The following is a 17,707-nucleotide window of genomic DNA, read 5'->3' as shown; positions in this document are numbered from 1 at the left end:
GCCGGGTCAAACCCCTTGCATCAATGTGTCCGTTGCGCGGGTGATCTCATCGGCGCTTTCGGAGAGCGAGGCGATGGGCGCTGAGAGAATGCGTTGCGGCACGGCGGCCATGAGTTGGGTTGCCATCAAGTATCTCTCGCCTTTCACCTCAAACAGCGGGTTGAGATAGCGGATCGGCGGTGGGGCGTTGTCTGCGGGCAAGAGCGGTACGACCAGCCGGGTGTTCAGGCCACACAGAAGGTCGGACTGGATGTCGAGCAGGAGCGTGCTGCCGGTTTCTCCCCGGTAGATATCGAAGCGGGCCATCAGAACATGCGGTGATGTGCGAGCGGCAGGCCGTTTTCCTCGACCCAGTCGTTGGCGGCCGATATCGCCTTTGCGTTCTCCCGCTTCCAAGCCTCTTCCTTGAGAGATTGCACCGCTCTGCTGAGGCCATCTTCGGCGGCACGGCTGAGATTGACGCCGAGCGCACGGGCCTCGGCGAGCAGGGCCGCGTCGAGGGAGAGGTTGGTGGCTTTGCGTGCAGACTCCATGTGCGCCTCCTATGCGCATAATCTATGCGCATGGGGTGCAGTCGGCAAGTCTGCCCCTATTCCTCTTCTTCCAACCGCAGTTCCTCGCCCAGAAACCGCTCGAAGGCGTCGAGGTTGACCGGCTCGAATTGGCCGAAGCCCTGCATCCAGACGGAGGCGCCCTTCATGGCGTCCGGCTCCAGCTTGCACCACTTCACCCGCCCGCGCTTCTCTTGGGTGATCAGCCCGGCGCCGGCGAGGATGGTGAGGTGCTTGGAAATGGCGGCGAGGCTCATCTCGAAGGGGGCGGCCACATCGGTCACGGCCATGTCGTCTTCCAGCAGCATGGCGAGGATCGCCCGCCGGGTGGGGTCGGCGAGGGCGGCGAAGACCGTATCGAGCGAGGGTTTCACGCGGGGTGCCATGGCGCGGCGATAGGGCCGGGGCGCGGGATCGTCAACCATCTGGTTGAATATACTGCGGGGCCGGAAATGGGGCCAACCGACCACGATCCAGCCTGCGGCGCTTTGGCAAACGCAAGCAATTTCAGCATCTTACCTGAATTAACACGCAATTGACTCTGCCCGCCCCGCTCCCTAATTTCCGCGCAACTGTCGAAGGGGGCATTTGCATGGCCGGCTCGGGTGACGAGCAGCGACTTGACGAGCTGGACGCTAAGCTCGCGGCGCATAAGGCCAAATACGCGCCGCCCCCTCCGAAGGACGATCACTACCACGCCGCCTCGCAGGGCTGGCGGATGGTGATCGAGCTGGTCTCGGGCCTCGGGATCGGCGTTGCTGTCGGGTATGGGCTCGACGTGCTGTTCGGCACGCTGCCCCTCTTCCTGGTGGTGTTCACATTGCTGGGCTTTGCCGCCGGTGTCCGCGTGATGATGCGTACGGCAGCAGAGTTTCAAAACGCCCCGAAAGCGCGGGCAGAGGACGAGAAGAGGGACGAAGATGGCGACTGAAGCCCACGGCGCAGAGGACAGCCTCGCATTCCACCCGATGGACCAGTTCATGGTCAAGCCGCTCTTCGGAGACGGGCCGGTGGCGTGGTACACCCCAACGAACGTGACGCTCTGGATGGCGCTCACTGTTCTCGCCGTGATCCTGCTGCTCGTGATCGGCACCCGCCGCCGTGCGGTTATTCCGTCGCGCAGCCAGTCGATCGCCGAGATGGCCTATGGCCTCGTGCACAAGATGATCGAGGATGTCTGCGGCAAGGACGGTCTAAAGTACTTCCCCTACATCATGACGCTGTTCATGTTCATCCTGCTGGCAAACATGCTGGGCCTGCTGCCCGGTGCCTTCACCACCACCTCGCACCTCGCCGTGACGGTCGTGCTTGCGCTCTTCGTCTTCATCTCGGTCACCGTGATCGGCTTCGTGAAGAATGGCGCGCACTTCCTCGAGCTCTTCTGGGTCTCGTCGGCCCCGCTGGCGCTGCGGCCGATCCTCGCGCTGATCGAGGTGATCTCCTACTTCGTGCGTCCCGTCAGCCACTCCATCCGTCTGATGGGCAACATGATGGCCGGTCACGCCGTGATCAAAGTCTTTGCAGCCTTCGCGCCGCTGGTCCTGTTTTCTGCCGTCGGCATCGCGGTCACGCCGCTGTCGATCCTGGCGATCACCGCGATCTACGCGCTCGAGCTGCTCGTGGCCTTCATCCAGGCCTATGTGTTCACCATCCTGACCTGCGTGTACCTGAAGGACGCGCTGCACCCGGCACACTGAGCCGGGGCACAGGACTAAGTTTCTAGCCAATTCCAACGTAAGGAGAATTCGACATGGAAGGCGATATCGTTCAAATGGGTGCTTTCATCGGTGCAGGCCTTGCCTCTGTGGGCATGGGCGGCGCTGCCATCGGTGTGGGCAATGTTGTGGGCAACTTCCTCAGCGGCGCTCTGCGCAACCCCTCCGCCGCCGGCGGCCAGACGGCCACCATGTTCATCGGCATCGCATTCGCCGAAGCTCTGGGGATCTTCTCGTTCCTCGTTGCGCTTCTGCTGATGTTCGCCGTCTGAGGCAAACCTTCTGATCCTTACGGCCGGGGGGCAGCGATCCGCGTCCCCCGGTGTCCCTGAAAGGTTTCCGGAGAGAGCCCATGGCAACTGAAAACTCTGTAGCCGAGCACGTCAGCCCAGCCGACCTTGAAGCGGCCGGTCGCTGTGTCGGGCCCGATGGCGGTGCCATCGGCATGCCGCAGCTGTGCTTTGACTGGTTCCCGAACCAGATCTTCTGGCTCCTCGTCACGCTCGCCGCGATCTACTTCGTGCTGAGCCGTATTGCCCTGCCGCGCATCGCCGCGGTTCTGGCCGAGCGCTCTGGTACGATCACCAATGACATCGCTGCGGCAGAAGAATTCAAGATGAAGGCCGCCGAGGCCGAGAAGGCCTATGAGAAGGCGCTGGCTGATGCCCGCTCCGAGGCGCAGGCCATCGCTGCCGAAGCCAAGGCCGAGGTCCAGAAGGACGTGGATGCTGCAATCGCCAAGGCCGATGCCGAGATTGCCGCCCGCACCGCCGAGGCGGAAAAGGCGATCAGCGAAATCCGCGAAGGGGCCATGGCCAACGTGGAAGCCGTTGCCAAGGAGACCGCCGGCGAGATCGTCGCGGCGCTCGGTGGCAAGGCCGACGCCAAGGCGGTGACCGACGCCGTGGAAGCCCGGCTGAAAGGAGCCTCGTGATGAACCTGCGTTACTGGCTCACCACCGCCGCCGTGACCCTCGCCGCCAGCCCGGCGCTGGCCGCATCCGGCCCGTTCTTTTCGCTGCGCAACACCAACTTCGTTGTGCTCGTCGCCTTCGTGCTGTTCATCGGCGTGCTCCTGTTCTTCAAGGTGCCCTCGATGATCGCGGGCATGCTCGACAAGCGCTCCGACGCGATCCGCACCGAGCTGGAAGAGGCCCGTGCCCTGCGCGAAGAAGCTCAGACCGTTCTGGCCAGCTTCGAGCGCAAGCAGGCCGAAGTGGCCGAGCAGGCCGAGCGTATCGTGGCCCATGCCAAGGAAGAGGCGAAGATCGCCGCTGACGTGGCCAAGGCCGATCTGGAAAAGTCCATCGCCCGCCGTCTTGCGGCTGCCGATGACCAGATCGCCTCTGCCGAGGCGGCTGCCGTCCGCTCCGTGCGCGACCGCGCCGTGCAGGTGGCCGTGGCCGCTGCCGGTGACGTGATCGCCAAGCAGATGGGTGCGACCGAGGCCAACAAGCTGATCGACAGCGCCATCGAAGAGGCCGGTGCCAAGCTGCACTGATCCGCGCCTTGATGAAGTTTCGAGCGGCCGCTCCCGAAGAGGGGGCGGCCGCTTCGTTTTGGCGGTCACGTTTTCTTAGGGGGTGGTGAATTATTGTTGCAGGGGCGAGCCGGGGGCATAGGTTTGAACCATGACTCACGCCACAGACCCTGCGATCCTGCCTCACGCCTCCCGCCCCTACAGTCGGGCAGAGCTGTTGACGGATGCGATCGTGCACCTCGCCGCCCTTGCGCTGGCGGTGGGTGCGGTGCCGGTGCTGATCACCCTCACGGCCGTCTGGCGCGGCGATGCGATGGGGATCGTGGGCGTTTCGGTTTACGGTGCGACTCTGATCGCAATGCTGACCTGCTCGTTGCTCTACAACCACCTGCCGCGCCCGGAGTGGCGGGCCATGCTGCTGCGCTTCGACCAGTCGGCCATCTACCTCAAGATCGCGGGCACCTATACGCCCTTCGCCCTGCTGGCCGGAGCGGGGCAGGGGCTGCTGGTGTTCATCTGGGTGCTGGCGGTGGTGGGCACGGTGGCCAACTTTGCCCTGCCGCGCCGCCCGACGGCGGTGGGCATCGGGCTTTGCCTCGGCATGGGCTGGGCGGTGCTCTTCGGCGGGCAGGATCTGCTGGCCGTCACCTCCACCCCGGTGATCGTGCTTATGGCTGTGGGCGGCGGTCTCTACTCGGCGGGCACGCTGTTTTTGCTGCTGGGCCGGATGCGGTTTCATAACGCGATCTGGCACCTCTTCGTCGCCGCCGCCTCGATCATCTTCTTCATCGCCGTATTCATGCACGCCGCGCAATCGGCGGTGTGACTGCTGATCAATCGAGCGCCCTGACGGGCGCATGCCTTTTGTTGATTGGCTCTGCCTTGCCGCCGTGGCACCTTTGCCCGACGGATAGCGCCATGGAGAACACGCGGTATGAGACGGTTCGGGCGTATGGTGAAACATGCGCTGATCTGGCCGCTTGTTGCGGTGCTGCTCTACCTCGCCGCAGCGGCGCTGGGCGGGCTCATTCCGGGCCGGGTGGCCGAGGTTGCGCCCGGCGAAGGCGCGCCGGTTGAGATCGGGCTGATCGCCGGGCCGATCCACTACGATTTCATACTGCCCGCCACGCCAGAGACCCGCGCGGCGCTCGCCTTCGCGGCAGAAGGCGGCGTGCCTATTGACGCGCCCGGCGTGGCGCATGTGTTGGTCGGATGGGGCTCTGCCGGGTTCTACACCACGGCTGGCAGCTATGCCGATGTGGCGGCCTCCACCGTGCTGAGGGCCGCCACTGGCGATTCCTCGGTGCTTCGCGTTGAGGTATATGGCCCGCTCCCGGCGGCGCTGGACTACCCACGTCTGAGCCTGTCGCCCGGGCAGTATCGCGCGCTGCTCGCCTTCATCGTGGCCAGCCGCAGCGGGCCTGCTGTCGAGGGTGCGGGCTTCAGCGATACGGACGCGTTCTTTGCGGCGCGCGGGCGCTTCCACCTTCTGCGCACCTGCAACACCTGGATCACCGACGCGCTGCGCGCCGCGGGCCACCCTGCAGGCGCTTGGACGCCCACGCCCTACGCAGTCACCCTCTCGCTCTGGTGGCACGGTTGAGGGCCGCAGCTGTCAGCAACCGGCTGGCCCCCGCGCGCCGCCCGTGGCATGTAAACCGCAACGCATACGGGAGGCGCACACAATGGCTTTTGGCAAGGGCTGCCACCTTCACCTGATCGACGGATCGGCCTTCATCTTTCGCGCCTACCACGCGCTGCCGCCGCTCACCCGCAAGTCGGACGGGCTGCCGATTGGCGCGGTCGCGGGGTTCTGCAACATGCTGCACAAGTACATCGAGGCCAACACAGGCCCCGATGCGCCGACCCATGCGGCGGTGATCTTCGACTACTCGGGCAAATCGTTCCGCAACGAGATTTATGACCAGTACAAGGCCAACCGCCCACCCGCGCCGGAAGACCTTGTGCCGCAATTCCCGCTGACCCGCGAGGCCACCCGCGCCTTCAACGTGGCCTGCGAGGAGATCGAGGGATACGAGGCCGATGACATCATCGCGACCCTGTCGTGTCAGGCGCGGGATGCTGGCGGCCGCGTGACCATCATCAGCTCCGACAAGGACCTGATGCAGCTCGTCGGCGGCGGCGTCGAGATGCTGGACGCGATGAAGAACAAGCGCATCGACGAAGAGGGCGTGATCGAGAAGTTCGGGGTTAAACCCGAGCGGGTGGTGGATGTGCAGGCTCTGGCGGGCGACAGCGTCGATAACGTGCCGGGAGCGCCCGGCATCGGCATCAAGACGGCGGCGCTGCTGATCAACGAATATGGCGATCTCGATACGCTGCTGGAGCGGGCCGAAGAGATCAAGCAGCCCAAGCGCCGCGAGAGCCTGCAGGAGAATGCCGAGCTGATCCGCATCTCAAAGCGGCTGGTGCAGCTCGATTGCAATACCCCGCTCGACTTCACCCTCGACGATCTGGAGGTGAAAGACCCGGACCCGGAGGCGCTGCTGGCCTTCCTCGCGGAGATGGAATTCCGCACGCTGGCCAAGCGGGTGGCGGAGCAGTTCAAGGTCGAGGCGCCGGTGATCGACGACACGCCGGGTAGCGCAGGTGGCAGCGACGGGGCCGAGGCTTCGGACATGCCGGACCCGACGGCCTCCGAAATTCCCTTCGACCACGCGAAATACGAGCATGTCGCCACCCGCGAAGCGCTGGACGACTGGCTGATGCGCGTGGCCAATGCCGGCCACGTGGCGGTGGATACCGAGACGACCGGCCTCGATGAGATGACCGCCGATCTGGTGGGCATCTCGCTCTCGGTCACGCCGGGCGAGGCCTGCTACATTCCGCTCGCCCATGTGCAGGGCACCGGCGATGACCTCTTTGCCGACGACACGCCCGCCGAGGGGCAATTGCCGCTGGAAGAGGCGCTGGCGGCGCTGAAGCCGATGCTGGAGGATCCGCAGATCCTGAAGATCGGCCAGAACATCAAGTATGACGCCAAGATCTTCCACCGCTACGGCGTGGAGGTGGCGCCCTTCGACGACACCATGCTGCTCAGCTACGCCATGCACGGCGGGCTGCACGGCCACGGGATGGATGCGCTTTCGGAGCGTTACCTCGGGCACAACCCGATCTCGATCAAGGAGCTGATCGGCTCGGGCAAGAGCGCGATCACCTTCGACAAGGTGCCGCTGGAGGAGGCGGTGAAATATGCCGCCGAGGATGCGGATATTACCCTGCGGCTCTGGCAGACCTTCAAGCCACGCCTGCACCGCGCCAAGGTGACGACGGTGTATGAGACGCTGGAGCGCCCGCTGGTGCCGGTGCTGGCCCAGATGGAGCGCCATGGCGTGAAGGTGGACCGTGACACGCTGAGCCGCATGTCCAACGCCTTCGCCCAGAAGATGGCCGGGCTGGAGGCCGAGATCCACGAGTTGGCAGGCGAGAGCTTCAATGTCGGCTCCCCGGCGCAACTTGGCGAGATCCTCTTCGAGAAGATGGGTCTGGAAGGCGGCAAGAAGGGCAAGACCGGCAAGTATTCCACCCCCGCCGATGTGCTGGAGGATCTGGCCACCGAGCACGATCTGCCCGCGCGGGTGCTGGACTGGCGGCAGCTTTCGAAGCTGAAGAGCACCTACACCGACGCGCTGCAGACGCATATCAATGCCGAGACGGGCCGGGTGCACACCAGCTACGCGATCACCGGGGCCAACACCGGGCGGCTGGCCTCGACCGACCCGAACCTCCAAAACATCCCCGTGCGCAGCGAGGAGGGCCGCCGCATCCGCGAGGCCTTCGTGGCGGAGACGGGCAACAAGCTGGTATCGCTCGACTACTCGCAGATCGAGCTGCGCATCCTCGCCCATATCGCCGGGATCGATGCACTGAAAGAGGCCTTCCGCGAGGGGCAGGACATTCACGCAATGACGGCGTCGGAGATGTTCGATGTGCCGCTGGATGAGATGACACCCGACATCCGCCGGCAGGCCAAGGCGATCAACTTCGGCGTGATCTACGGGATCAGCGGTTTCGGCCTTGCCCGCAACCTGCGCATCCCCCGCGCCGAGGCACAGGCCTTCATCGACCGGTATTTCGAGCGCTTCCCCGGCATTCGGAAATACATGGATGAGACGGTGGGCTTCGCCAAGGAAAACGGCTTCGTGCAAACCCTCTTCGGTCGCAAGATCCATACGCCCGAGATCAACGCCAAGGGGCCGGGCGCGGGCTTTGCCAAGCGGGCGGCGATCAATGCGCCGATCCAGGGCACCGCGGCCGATGTGATCCGCCGGGCGATGGTGCGGATGCCGGAGGCCATCGAAGGGTTGCCCGCGAAGATGCTGCTGCAGGTCCACGACGAACTCATCTTCGAGGTCGAGGAGGGCGCGGTGGAGGACACCATCGCCGTGGTGAAGCGGGTCATGGAAGGCGCCGCCGATCCGGCAGTGCATCTCGACGTCCCGCTGGAGGTTGACGCAGGGCAGGGCGACAGCTGGGCGGAGGCGCATTGAGGCGTAGGTCAGGACTTGTCCCGCCTCTCTCTGCGCCTCCATAAACGCCCATGCTTCTCGCCCTAAACAAACCGATGAACCTGCTCTCGCAATTCACCGACGAGGGCAAATGGCAGGGGCTTTCCGGGCTCGGGCTGCCCAAGGGTGTCTACCCGGCGGGCAGGCTTGATCGCGACAGCGAGGGGCTGCTGCTGCTTACCGATGACGGCAAGCTGCAGGCCCGCATCTCATCTCCGAAGTTCAAGATGGCCAAGACCTATTGGGTGCTGGTCGAGGGCACGCCGGATGCTGCCGTTCTGGAGGCGCTGAAGATGGGCGTGACGCTGAAGGACGGGCCGACCAAGCGGGCGGAGGTGGCGGTGATCGCGCCGCCGGAGGGGCTTTGGGAGCGCGACCCGCCGGTGCGTATTCGCAAGGCGCCCGATACATGGCTTGCGCTCACCATCCGCGAGGGGCGCAACCGGCAGGTGCGGCGGATGACGGCGGCGGTGGGCCACCCGACCCTGCGGCTGATCCGGGCGCAGATCGGGCCATGGGCGCTGGAAGACCTCGCCCCCGGTGCATGGCGCGAGTTGGATGCGACCCCGCCGGAGCCGCGCACCCCACGCCGCAAGACCCTGCGGCTGAAGCGCTAGCAGGCGCCCTCGCGCCGCGCGTCGAACCCGCCGCGGTGCCGTTCTTGCCGGTAGAAATCCTGCAGGCTCTTGCCCGGTTCGATCCTGAACCGCTCGCCCGTTTCCATGCCTTTCACCCGGTCGACCCGGAACATCCGGAAATCATCGCGCAGCTCGCACCAGCCGATCAGCGTCCATGTCCGGCCCCAGAAAATCAGGCTCAGAGGCCGCACCACCCGCGCGGTTTGTGCCCCCTCGGCATCGCCGTAATCCAGCACCAGCCGCTCGCGCGCATCCACTGCGCGCTCGATCCCGTCGAGCCGCCGCCGTGTGTCATCATCCATGAGGTAAGGCATTGAAAAGGCGTGAATCTGCAGGCCTGCCGCCTTGTCGCGCTCGGCCTCGGGCAGCACGGCGGCGATCTTCACCAAGGCCTCCTCGGCGGCCTCGGCCATCTCCAGCCCGCCCCAGGCGCGGATCAGACGCGCCCCGGCCACCAGCGCCACGATCTCGGAGCGGTTGAACATGAGCGGCGGCAGGTCGAAACCTGCGCGCATCAGGTAGCCCACACCCGCCTCACCCTCGATCGGCACACCGGAGCCCTGCAGATCGGCAATGTCGCGGTAGATCGTGCGCTCGGACACCTCCAGCCGCTCGGCCAGCATCCGCGCAGTGACCAGCCGCCCCCCTCGGAGCAGCTGGACGATCTGGAAGAGGCGGTCAGCGCGGCGCATCACTCAGCCTTGTTGAACTCGAACAACCCGATGGAGTTGCCATCGGGGTCGACCGTATAGGCAAACCGCCCGGAAGGAATGGGGATAATGCCCGGCAGCACCCGCCCGCCGGCCTCCATCACACGCTCCAGCGCCGGCTCGAGCGAGGCCACGGCCAGATGCACGGTCACGCCGTTGCCGTCACTCGCAGGGGTGCCGGGGTAGAGGTGGCCGGCGGTGCCATCCATCGGTGATTTCACCGGCAGCATGGCCATCGGGTTGGGGCCGCTCTCATCCTTGGTGAGCGGGTTGCCCAGCACCTTGCCGTAATAGGCGATGGCGGCATCGAGATCGCGCACCGGGATCTCGCACCAGACAAGTGCGTCCTTGGGCAGGCTCTTGGTATCGGCGGGGTTGGTCATCGTGTCGGTCATGGCAGGCATCCTCAGAAGGGTTTCGATGCCCCATCATCGCACCCCCCTCCTGACAGCTACCTGTCAGGAGCCCGTCAGTGGCCCGCAGGTTTCGTGCATCCTGTTCATTTTCTTGCTGAAAATATCCACCCAAACAAAAGGAATGCGCCGCGAGGCGCACAATTTGGCAGGAGTTACGGCAGCTCGCTGGCCGGAATGATGCGGAAGAACTGGCCGCCGGACCAGAGGCCAAACCAGCCGTCCACCGTGCTGCCGATCTCCACCAGCCGGTAAAAGCTCTTGCGGTCGATCAGCGCCTCCAGCCCGGCGCGCACGTGCACGTAGGGCGAGGGCTCGCCGGTTTCCGGGTCGCGCTCGACGCGAATCGGGTTTTCCGCTCCCGCCTCTGTCACATCGCCCACGTTGGTCTCGAACCGCAGCAGCTGGTCCTCGCCCGCACCCTCGGCGGTGAAATCCACCGCGACGAAGGGGGCGTCATCGACCGTGATGCCGACTTTCTCGACCGGGGTAACGAGAAAGTAATCTTCTCCCTCCTTCTTCAGGATGGTCGAGAACAGCCGCACCAGCTCGGGGCGGCCGATGGGTGTGCCGAGGTAGAACCATGTGCCATCGCGGGCGATCCGCATGTCGAGGTCGCCGCAAAAGTCGGGGTTCCACAGGTGGACGGGCGGCAGCCCGCCCTTTTTGGCAGCACTGCGGGCCGCGGATTCGAGGCTTCCTGCGTCCGGGGTCACAATATCTTGTCTGGCCTTCGATTTCGCCATTGGTCTCACATGCGATAGATGGCTTACTGGGCCATAACCTAGCCGACCAAGGAGAAATGTCATGTCCGACGACGCGGGCCTCGTGCCAGAAATCGAGGCGCTGGCCGAAAAGCTGGGGCAGGCGAGGGCCTCCATCAGCCGCCGGTTCATCGGGCAGGAGAAGGTGGTGGACCTCGTTCTCACCTCGCTGGTTTGCGGCGGGCATGGGCTGCTGATCGGCCTTCCCGGCCTCGGCAAGACCCGGCTGGTCGACACGCTCTCCACGGTGATGGGCCTGAATGGCAGCCGCATCCAGTTCACCCCCGATCTGATGCCTGCCGATATCCTCGGCTCCGAGGTGCTGGAGACGGCGGAAGATGGCACCCGCGCCTTCCGGTTCATCGAAGGCCCGATCTTCTGCCAGCTTCTGATGGCCGACGAGATCAACCGTGCCTCGCCGCGGACCCAGTCGGCGCTGCTTCAGGCGATGCAGGAGAAGGAGGTCACGGTAGGCGGCCAGCACCGGACGCTCGACAAGCCCTTCCATGTGCTCGCCACGCAGAACCCGATCGAGCAGGAGGGCACCTATCCGCTGCCCGAGGCCCAGCTCGACCGCTTCCTCGTGCAGATCGACGTTGAATACCCCGACCGCGACACCGAGCGTGACATCATCCTCGCCACCACCGGTGCGGAGGAGGCGCAAAGCCACCAGATCTTCAGCGCCGAAGAGCTGATCGCGGCGCAGGCGCTGCTGCGGCGGATGCCAGTGGGCGATAGCGTGGTCGAGCTGATCCTCGATCTGGTGCGCGCCTGCCGCCCCGACGATCCGACCGCGCCCGAGCAGGTGCAGCGCTCGGTCAGCTGGGGCCCCGGCCCGCGTGCCGCGCAGGCCCTGATGATGACCGTGCGGGCCCGCGCCCTGCTGGAGGGCCGCCTCGTGCCCTCCGCCGAGGATGTGCTGGCGATGGCCGCTCCGGTGCTGACCCACCGCATGGCGCTCTCTTTCGCGGCCCGTGCGCGGGGTGAGGAGCTTTCTGCCGTGATCCGGGCCGTCGCCGAAACCGTCACCCGCGTGGAGGCTGCCGCTTGAGCGACGCCGGTCCAGTTGCTCTTCATGCCGGCGTCGGGCGCGGGCTGCGCTCCAAGGCCGAGGGGCTGGCCGCCGCGCTGCCCCCGCTTCTGGCCGATGCCGAGCATCTGGCCCAGACCGTGCTGCTGGGCGCCCACGGGCGCCGCCGCAGCGGCATGGGCGATGAGTTCTGGCAATACCGCCCGCTGGCGGTGGGCGACGAGGCGCGCAGCATCGACTGGCGCCGCTCGGCCAAGTCCGATCAGCACTTCGTGCGTGAGAAGGAGTGGCAGGCAGCGCAATCGGTCATGCTGTGGAGCGACGAGGCGATGTCGATGCGCTTTTCGGGCGCGCCGGGCAAACGGCCGACCAAGGCCGAGCGTGCAAGGCTGCTGAGCCTCGCGATTGCCGTGCTTCTGGTGCGCGGCGGCGAGCGTGTGGGGCTTGCCCGGCTCGACCAGCCACCGCGCTCCGGCCCGCTGCAACTGATCCGTATCGCCGATGCGCTGGGCGGGGCGATGGAGGCCGAGGAGCAAAACCTGCCCGGCCCCGACTATGGCGCGCCGAGGGGGGATACCCTGCCGCTGCACTCCCGCGCGGTGTTTCTGAGCGACTTCATGGGCGAGATCGACGCGGCCGAAAACGCCCTTGCCCGCGCCGCCGACCGGGGCGTGCGCGGCGCGCTGCTGATGGTGCTCGACCCGCAGGAAGAGGAGTTCCCCTTCGACGGGCGCACGATCTTCGAGAGCATGGGCGGGAGCCTTGCGCATGAGACCCGCAAGGCCGGTGATCTGCGCGCCCGCTATCTCGACCGTCTGGCCGCCCGCAAGGACCGGCTGGAGCAACTGGCCCGCACCACCGGTTGGCAGTTCTCGACCCATCACACCGACACCCCGGCGCAGGGCGCGCTGCTCTGGCTCTACGGCGCATTGGAGCATGGCCGCTGATGTTTGCGATCGGTCCCATAGGCTTTACCGCGCCGCTGCTGCTCTGGGCGCTCGTCGTGCTGCCGCTGCTGTGGCTGCTCCTGCGCGCCGTGCCGCCCGCGCCGATCCGCCGCCGCTTTCCCGGCGTGGCGCTGCTCTTGGGGCTGGAGGACGAAGACAGCCAGACCGACCGCACCCCGTGGTGGCTGCTGCTGCTGCGGATGCTCGCCGTGGCCGCGATCATCATCGGCTTTGCCGGCCCGGTGCTGAACCCCGAGGAGCGCCGCGAGGGCACCGGCCCGCTGCTGATTGCGCTCGACGGCGGCTGGGCCGATGCGCGCGACTGGCCCGGGCGGATGGCCCGGATCGAGGGGCTGCTGGCCGATGCCGCCGCAACCGACAGGCCGGTGGCCGTGGTCTCGCTCACCGCGCTGCCCGCGCCGGGCGAGCTGCCGATGCTGGCCGCCGCCGCCTGGGGTCCGCGCCTCGCCGGGCTGGAGCCCACGGCCTGGCCGCCAGAGAGCGGCGCGGCTGTGGCCTGGGCCGAGAGCGTAGAAGGCGGGTTCGAGACCTATTGGCTCTCCGATGGCCTGGCCCATGAGGGCCGCGACGAGGTGCTGGCCGCGCTTGAGCAAAAGGGCCCTGTCACGGTGTTCGAAAGCCCCCGCCGCCCGTTGGGGCTGCGCCCCGCGCGGTTCGAGGACGGGCAGGTGCGGCTGACGGTGCTGCGGCCCGATGAGACCGCCGCGCAGACCGCCACGGTGCTGGCCTATGGCCGCGACCCCTCGGGCACCGAGCGGGTGCTGGCGCGGGCCGAGGCCGTGTTTGAGCCGCAGGCCACAGAGGCCGAAGTGGCGCTGGTGCTGCCCGCCGAGTTGCGCAACCGGATCACCCGCTTCGAGCTTCAGGCCGCCCGCGGGGCCGGTGCAGTGACGCTGACCGACGATGGTTTGCGCCGCCGCGAGGTCGCCCTGATCGCGGGCCGCGAAGACCGCGAGGGGCTGGAGCTGCTTTCGCCGCTGCATTACCTCGAGCGCGCGCTTGAGCCGACCGCCGATCTGGTGGAAGGCACGCTGCCCGACATCCTGCTGGCCAACCCCGATGCGATCGTTTTTGCCGATGTGGCCGACCTGCCGCAGGCGGAGAAGGACGACCTGCTGGCGTGGGTGGAGGAGGGCGGGATGCTGCTGCGTTTCGCCGGGCCGCAACTGGCCGCCTCCGATGTGAGCCGCCGCGATGAAGACCCGCTGATGCCGGTGCGCCTGCGCGAAGGCGGGCGCTCGGTGGGCGGGGCGATGAGCTGGGGCGAGCCGAAGGCGCTGCGGCCCTTCCCCGAGGCCTCGCCCTTCTACGGGCTCGCGCTACCGGATGATGTGACTGTCACGGCGCAGGTGATGGCTCAGCCCGACCCGGAGCTGGCCGAGCGGGTGATTGCTTCGCTGGCCGATGGCACGCCGCTGGTCACCCGCAAGCGGGTGGAGCAGGGCTCTGTGGTGCTCTTTCACGTGACCGCCAATGCCGAGTGGTCCTCTCTGCCGCTCTCGGGCCTCTTCGTGCAGATGCTGGAGCGGCTGGCGATCTCGACCCGGCCAGCGAGCCCGGAGACGAGTGAGCTGGAAGGCACGGTCTGGACGCCGGAGCGGGTGCTGGATGGCTTTGGCGGGGTGCAGGATGCAGGCACGCTGCCGGGCGTGGATGGCGCCGACCTTGGCGCCGCGCTGGCCGGTGAGGCGCCCATCGGGCCGGAGCTTCGGCCCGGGCTCTATGCGGGCGAAGACCGGCTGATCGCGCTCAACGTGCTTGGCAGCGAGGCCGTGCTGGAGCCGGTGAGCTGGCCCGCAAGGGTGCCGGTCGAAGGGCTTGCCGTAAGCCGGGAGACCGCGCTGAAGGGCTTTGTGCTGACCGCGGCGCTGGTGGCGCTTGCGCTGGATATTATTGCCTCGCTCTGGCTTGGCGGCCGCCTCATCGCGCCGCGTGCCAAAGGCGTGGCGCGCGGCTCGTCTGCGGCGGGCGCGATGCTTATCGCTGCGGTCTTGGCCGCAGCGCCGGACGGTGCCCGGGCGCAGGAAGAAGACCTCGACCTGCTGGCGCTGGAGGCGACCACCGAGGTTGTGCTGGCCCATGTCGTCACTGGAGATGCGCGGCTCGACGAGGTGGCCCAGGCCGGGCTGCGCGGCCTCTCTGACACGCTCTTTCGCCGCACCTCCATCGAGCCTGCCGAGCCGATTGCGGTGAACCTCGAGACCGATGAGCTGGCTTTCTTCCCCTTCCTCTACTGGCCGGTGAACCCGAACCAGCCGATCCCCTCGGAAGAGGCATATGCCAAGCTGAACCGCTACCTGCGCACCGGCGGGATGATCCTGTTCGACACGCGCGATGCCGATATCGGCGGCTTTGGCGCGGGCACGCCCGAGGGCCGCAAGCTGCAGGAGCTGGCCCGCCCGCTCGACATTCCGCCGCTCGAGCCGATCCCGATGGACCATGTGCTGACCCGCACCTTCTACCTGTTGCAAGACTTCCCCGGCCGCTGGGCGAGCCGGGATGTCTGGGTCGAGGCGGCGCCGCCCGATGCCGAGGTGGTGGAGGGCATGCCCTTCCGCAACCTCAATGACGGGGTGACGCCGGTGGTGATTGGCGGCAACGACTGGGCGGCGGCCTGGGCGGTGGAAAACAACGGCGCGGCGATGTTCCCCGTGGGGCGCGGCTACGCGGGCGAGCAGCAGCGCGAGATCGCTTATCGCTTTGGCGTGAACCTGATCATGCACGTGCTCACCGGCAACTACAAAAGCGACCAGGTCCACGTGCCGGCCCTGCTCGACAGGCTCGGCCAATGAACGCAGACAGCATCATCTTCGACCCGCATCTGCCGTGGATCGCGCTTTATGCCGCCGTGGCGCTGGCGGTGCTCTTCATCGCGCTGGCAATCTGGCGCGGACTGGCGGGCTGGTGGCTGCGGGCGCTCGCCGCTGTGGCCCTTCTGGTGGCGCTGGCCAACCCGTCGCTGCAACAGGAAGAGCGCAACCCGCTCTCTGATATCGTGCTGGTGGTGGTGGATGAAAGCTCGTCGCAGGGCCTTTCGGACCGCGCCGAGCAGACCCAAGCCGCGCTGGGCCGTGTGCTGGCGCAGATCGCCGCGATGCCGAACACCGAGGCCCGCGTGGCCGTGGTGGGCGATGGCGAGGGCGATGAGGGCACCCGCGCGATGGCGGCGCTCTCCGAGGCGCTGGCCGAAGAGCCGCGCGCACGGGTGGCCGGGGCGATCCTGATCTCTGACGGGCGCGTGCATGACATGGAGCGCACGCCCGATCTGCCCGCGCCATTGCACCTGCTGATGACCGGCCACTCCACCGATTGGGACCGCCGCCTTGTGGTGCAGAACGCCCCCGCCTTCGGCATCCTCGGCGAAGAGATCGAGCTGACGCTGATGATCGAGGATCAGGGCGATCTGCCCTCCGGTGCGGGGCGCGGCGCCACCGTGCCGCTCTCCATCGCCATCGATGGCGAGGAGCCGCGCACCTATGATGTGCCGGTGGGCGAGGAGCTTTCGCTTCCCGTGACCCTGAGCCACGGCGGCAAGAACGTGATCCAGTTCATCACCCCCACGGCGGAGGGCGAGCTGACCGACCGGAACAACGCCGCCGTGGTGCAGATCAACGGCGTGCGCGACCGGCTCCGAGTGCTGCTGGTCAGCGGCGAGCCGCACCCCGGCGAGCGGACATGGCGCAACCTGCTGAAGTCGGACTCTTCGGTGGACCTCGTGCATTTCACCATTCTGCGCCCGCCCGAAAAGCAGGATGGCGTGCCGGTCTCCGAGCTGTCGCTCATCGCCTTCCCGACCCGCGAGCTCTTCATCGAGAAGATCGACGAGTTCGATCTCATCATCTTCGACCGTTACAAGCGGCGCGGTATCCTGCCCACGCTCTACCTCGACAACATCCGCGATTACGTGGAGCGCGGCGGGGCGGTGCTGGTGGCGGCGGGGCCGGATTTTGCCAGCGCCGACAGCATCTATCGCTCGCCGCTGGGCGACATCATGCCCGCATCACCCTCTGCCCGGGTGATGGAAGAGGGGTTCCTGCCCGAAGTGACCGAACTGGGCGAGAAGCACCCGGTCACCGAGGGGCTTGAGGCGCTCTATCCGTCCGAAGAAGAGGGCGTGCCGGGCTGGGGCCGCTGGTTCCGGCTGGTGGACCTGATACCCGGCGAAGGGCAGGTGGTGATGCAGGGGCTGGAGGAGCGCCCGCTGCTGGTGCTGCAAAGGCAAGGCGAGGGCCGGGTGGCGCTGATGGCTTCCGATCACGCATGGCTCTGGTCGCGCGGGTTCGAGGGCGGCGGGCCGCAGCTGGAACTGCTGCGGCGGCTGGCGCACTGGATGATGAAGGAACCGGACCTCGAAGAAGAGAGCCTGACCGCTGAGGCGGTGGGGCAGGAGATGACTGTGACCCGCCGCACGCTGGGCGATGCGCCCGACGAGGTGGAGGTCACCGGCCCGGATGGCTCGGTGTACGTGGTGCCGCTCGAAGAGGTTTCGCCCGGGCTGTACCAGGGCGTGTTCGAGGGGCCGGACCTTGGGCTCTACCGGCTGGTGGAAGGCGAACGCACGGCAGTTGTCGCGCTCGGGCCGTCGGCGCCGAAGGAGTTTGAGGAAACCATCGCCACGGCTGCGGTGCTGGAAGCCGCGATTGGTGCGCGGCGCGGCGGCGTAGTGCCGCTGGAAGATGGCGCGCCCGACATTCGCGAGGTCCGTGAGGGCCGGGTGGCCGCAGGGCGCGGCTGGATCGGGATCACCCCGCGCGAGGCCTATGTGACGGCGGATGTGACCGTAATTCCGCTGGTGAACCCGCTGCTGTTCCTCGTGCTGGCGGCTTTGCTGACGCTCGGCGCATGGCTGGTGGAAGGCCGGCGCGGCGCGAAGGCGGCTTAGGCCGGGACGTCTCCCAACATAGCTTCAC

General features: G+C 67.0%; 19 protein-coding genes. 13 read left to right on the top strand and 6 right to left on the bottom strand.

Translation table 11 applies throughout. The features are described from left to right. Positions 1-6 precede the first annotated feature (6 nt). Genes ACUXVX_RS18540 through ACUXVX_RS18530 form a run of 3 tightly spaced genes read right to left on the bottom strand, consistent with a single transcriptional unit; the run spans position 7 to position 925 of the window. A complete protein-coding gene (locus tag ACUXVX_RS18540; protein WP_446309458.1) occupies positions 7-306 on the bottom strand; it encodes a CcdB family protein in 300 nt (99 codons plus the stop codon). Then, the gene (locus ACUXVX_RS18535) at positions 306-533 is read right to left on the bottom strand and encodes a type II toxin-antitoxin system CcdA family antitoxin (RefSeq protein WP_222468174.1); all 228 of its coding nucleotides are present in this window, start codon (positions 531-533) and stop codon (positions 306-308) included. Before ACUXVX_RS18535 ends, ACUXVX_RS18540 begins: the two co-directional genes overlap by 1 nt. Before the next feature lie 56 nt (positions 534-589). After that, entirely contained in the window at positions 590-925 is a 336-nt protein-coding gene (locus tag ACUXVX_RS18530; protein ID WP_446311565.1) for an ArsR/SmtB family transcription factor, read from the bottom strand. 218 nt (positions 926-1,143) lie between these two features. On the opposite strand from ACUXVX_RS18530, the gene ACUXVX_RS18525 reads away from it, so the two are divergent. The 9 genes from ACUXVX_RS18525 (at position 1,144) to ACUXVX_RS18485 (ending at position 8,891) form a co-directional block, all read left to right on the top strand. After that, positions 1,144-1,482, top strand: a complete 339-nt coding sequence (locus ACUXVX_RS18525; RefSeq protein WP_222468176.1) for an AtpZ/AtpI family protein — start codon at positions 1,144-1,146, stop codon at positions 1,480-1,482. Then, complete coding sequence (locus ACUXVX_RS18520; RefSeq protein ID WP_222495048.1) at positions 1,472-2,248, top strand: F0F1 ATP synthase subunit A; 777 nt, start codon at positions 1,472-1,474, stop codon at positions 2,246-2,248. The genes ACUXVX_RS18525 and ACUXVX_RS18520 overlap by 11 nt, the downstream gene beginning before the upstream one ends. Before the next feature lie 53 nt (positions 2,249-2,301). Next, the gene (locus ACUXVX_RS18515) at positions 2,302-2,538 is read left to right on the top strand and encodes a F0F1 ATP synthase subunit C (protein ID WP_140015448.1); all 237 of its coding nucleotides are present in this window, start codon (positions 2,302-2,304) and stop codon (positions 2,536-2,538) included. Between the two features lie 80 nt (positions 2,539-2,618). Next, on the top strand, positions 2,619-3,200 hold the full coding sequence (locus ACUXVX_RS18510; RefSeq protein WP_222468178.1) for a F0F1 ATP synthase subunit B': 582 nt from the start codon (positions 2,619-2,621) through the stop codon (positions 3,198-3,200). Continuing rightward, positions 3,200-3,766 (top strand): F0F1 ATP synthase subunit B, encoded by a 567-nt coding sequence (locus ACUXVX_RS18505; protein WP_222468179.1) that lies wholly within the window; start codon positions 3,200-3,202, stop codon positions 3,764-3,766. Before ACUXVX_RS18510 ends, ACUXVX_RS18505 begins: the two co-directional genes overlap by 1 nt. A gap of 130 nt (positions 3,767-3,896) precedes the next feature. After that, positions 3,897-4,571 (top strand): PAQR family membrane homeostasis protein TrhA, encoded by a 675-nt coding sequence (trhA, locus tag ACUXVX_RS18500; protein WP_446309457.1) that lies wholly within the window; start codon positions 3,897-3,899, stop codon positions 4,569-4,571. 108 nt (positions 4,572-4,679) lie between these two features. Then, a complete protein-coding gene (locus ACUXVX_RS18495) occupies positions 4,680-5,348 on the top strand; it encodes a TIGR02117 family protein (protein ID WP_446309456.1) in 669 nt (222 codons plus the stop codon). An 82-nt stretch (positions 5,349-5,430) separates the two neighbouring features. Beyond that, positions 5,431-8,256, top strand: coding sequence for a DNA polymerase I (gene polA, locus ACUXVX_RS18490; RefSeq protein WP_446309455.1), 2,826 nt, complete (start codon positions 5,431-5,433; stop codon positions 8,254-8,256). A 50-nt stretch (positions 8,257-8,306) separates the two neighbouring features. Then, on the top strand, positions 8,307-8,891 hold the full coding sequence (locus tag ACUXVX_RS18485) for a pseudouridine synthase (RefSeq protein WP_446309454.1): 585 nt from the start codon (positions 8,307-8,309) through the stop codon (positions 8,889-8,891). On the opposite strand, the gene ACUXVX_RS18480 is transcribed toward ACUXVX_RS18485, so the two are convergent. The 3 genes from ACUXVX_RS18480 to ACUXVX_RS18470 all read right to left on the bottom strand — a co-directional run bounded on the left by ACUXVX_RS18480 (position 8,888) and on the right by ACUXVX_RS18470 (position 10,781). Beyond that, positions 8,888-9,604, bottom strand: coding sequence for a helix-turn-helix transcriptional regulator (locus tag ACUXVX_RS18480; protein ID WP_222468184.1), 717 nt, complete (start codon positions 9,602-9,604; stop codon positions 8,888-8,890). The two genes, ACUXVX_RS18485 and ACUXVX_RS18480, sit on opposite strands and share 4 nt — an antisense overlap. After that, positions 9,604-10,017 (bottom strand): VOC family protein, encoded by a 414-nt coding sequence (locus tag ACUXVX_RS18475; protein WP_446309453.1) that lies wholly within the window; start codon positions 10,015-10,017, stop codon positions 9,604-9,606. The genes ACUXVX_RS18480 and ACUXVX_RS18475 overlap by 1 nt, the downstream gene beginning before the upstream one ends. 173 nt (positions 10,018-10,190) lie before the next feature. Further along, positions 10,191-10,781 (bottom strand): DUF1285 domain-containing protein, encoded by a 591-nt coding sequence (locus ACUXVX_RS18470; RefSeq protein WP_446309452.1) that lies wholly within the window; start codon positions 10,779-10,781, stop codon positions 10,191-10,193. A gap of 61 nt (positions 10,782-10,842) precedes the next feature. Here ACUXVX_RS18470 and ACUXVX_RS18465 point away from each other — a divergent pair, with 61 nt between their 5' ends. The 4 genes from ACUXVX_RS18465 to ACUXVX_RS18450 are packed head-to-tail and all read left to right on the top strand — an operon-like array spanning position 10,843 to position 17,679. Further along, positions 10,843-11,850, top strand: a complete 1,008-nt coding sequence (locus tag ACUXVX_RS18465) for an AAA family ATPase (RefSeq protein ID WP_446309451.1) — start codon at positions 10,843-10,845, stop codon at positions 11,848-11,850. Further along, positions 11,847-12,776 carry a DUF58 domain-containing protein gene (locus ACUXVX_RS18460; RefSeq protein ID WP_446309450.1) on the top strand — a complete coding sequence of 310 codons (930 nt, stop codon included), beginning with the start codon at positions 11,847-11,849 and terminating at the stop codon, positions 12,774-12,776. The genes ACUXVX_RS18465 and ACUXVX_RS18460 overlap by 4 nt, the downstream gene beginning before the upstream one ends. Next, positions 12,776-15,589: a DUF4159 domain-containing protein gene (locus ACUXVX_RS18455; protein WP_446309449.1), complete on the top strand. Its 2,814-nt coding sequence runs from the start codon at positions 12,776-12,778 to the stop codon at positions 15,587-15,589. Before ACUXVX_RS18460 ends, ACUXVX_RS18455 begins: the two co-directional genes overlap by 1 nt. Next, positions 15,586-17,679, top strand: a complete 2,094-nt coding sequence (locus ACUXVX_RS18450; protein ID WP_446309448.1) for a hypothetical protein — start codon at positions 15,586-15,588, stop codon at positions 17,677-17,679. The genes ACUXVX_RS18455 and ACUXVX_RS18450 overlap by 4 nt, the downstream gene beginning before the upstream one ends. Positions 17,680-17,707: the final 28 nt, after the last annotated feature.

Source organism: Vannielia sp. SX4 (assembly GCF_052828525.1).
The sequence above is the reverse complement of the archived record's forward strand: the minus strand, read 5'-3'. Positions and strand labels throughout refer to the sequence as shown.

Bases quoted from the DNA above. Each gene is read 5' to 3' on its own strand.
- ACUXVX_RS18450 (WP_446309448.1), top strand. From the start codon at position 15,586: ATGAACGCAGACAGCATCATCTTCGACCCGCATCTGCCGTGGATCGCG.
- ACUXVX_RS18495 (WP_446309456.1), top strand. From the start codon at position 4,680: ATGAGACGGTTCGGGCGTATGGTGAAACATGCGCTGATCTGGCCGCTT.
- ACUXVX_RS18535 (WP_222468174.1), bottom strand. From the start codon at position 533: ATGGAGTCTGCACGCAAAGCCACCAACCTCTCCCTCGACGCGGCCCTG.
- ACUXVX_RS18475 (WP_446309453.1), bottom strand. From the start codon at position 10,017: ATGACCGACACGATGACCAACCCCGCCGATACCAAGAGCCTGCCCAAG.
- ACUXVX_RS18480 (WP_222468184.1), bottom strand. From the start codon at position 9,604: ATGCGCCGCGCTGACCGCCTCTTCCAGATCGTCCAGCTGCTCCGAGGG.
- ACUXVX_RS18540 (WP_446309458.1), bottom strand. From the start codon at position 306: ATGGCCCGCTTCGATATCTACCGGGGAGAAACCGGCAGCACGCTCCTG.
- trhA (WP_446309457.1), top strand. From the start codon at position 3,897: ATGACTCACGCCACAGACCCTGCGATCCTGCCTCACGCCTCCCGCCCC.
- ACUXVX_RS18510 (WP_222468178.1), top strand. From the start codon at position 2,619: ATGGCAACTGAAAACTCTGTAGCCGAGCACGTCAGCCCAGCCGACCTT.
- ACUXVX_RS18515 (WP_140015448.1), top strand. From the start codon at position 2,302: ATGGAAGGCGATATCGTTCAAATGGGTGCTTTCATCGGTGCAGGCCTT.
- ACUXVX_RS18485 (WP_446309454.1), top strand. From the start codon at position 8,307: ATGCTTCTCGCCCTAAACAAACCGATGAACCTGCTCTCGCAATTCACC.
- ACUXVX_RS18505 (WP_222468179.1), top strand. From the start codon at position 3,200: ATGAACCTGCGTTACTGGCTCACCACCGCCGCCGTGACCCTCGCCGCC.
- polA (WP_446309455.1), top strand. From the start codon at position 5,431: ATGGCTTTTGGCAAGGGCTGCCACCTTCACCTGATCGACGGATCGGCC.
- ACUXVX_RS18520 (WP_222495048.1), top strand. From the start codon at position 1,472: ATGGCGACTGAAGCCCACGGCGCAGAGGACAGCCTCGCATTCCACCCG.
- ACUXVX_RS18525 (WP_222468176.1), top strand. From the start codon at position 1,144: ATGGCCGGCTCGGGTGACGAGCAGCGACTTGACGAGCTGGACGCTAAG.
- ACUXVX_RS18470 (WP_446309452.1), bottom strand. From the start codon at position 10,781: ATGGCGAAATCGAAGGCCAGACAAGATATTGTGACCCCGGACGCAGGA.
- ACUXVX_RS18455 (WP_446309449.1), top strand. From the start codon at position 12,776: ATGTTTGCGATCGGTCCCATAGGCTTTACCGCGCCGCTGCTGCTCTGG.
- ACUXVX_RS18465 (WP_446309451.1), top strand. From the start codon at position 10,843: ATGTCCGACGACGCGGGCCTCGTGCCAGAAATCGAGGCGCTGGCCGAA.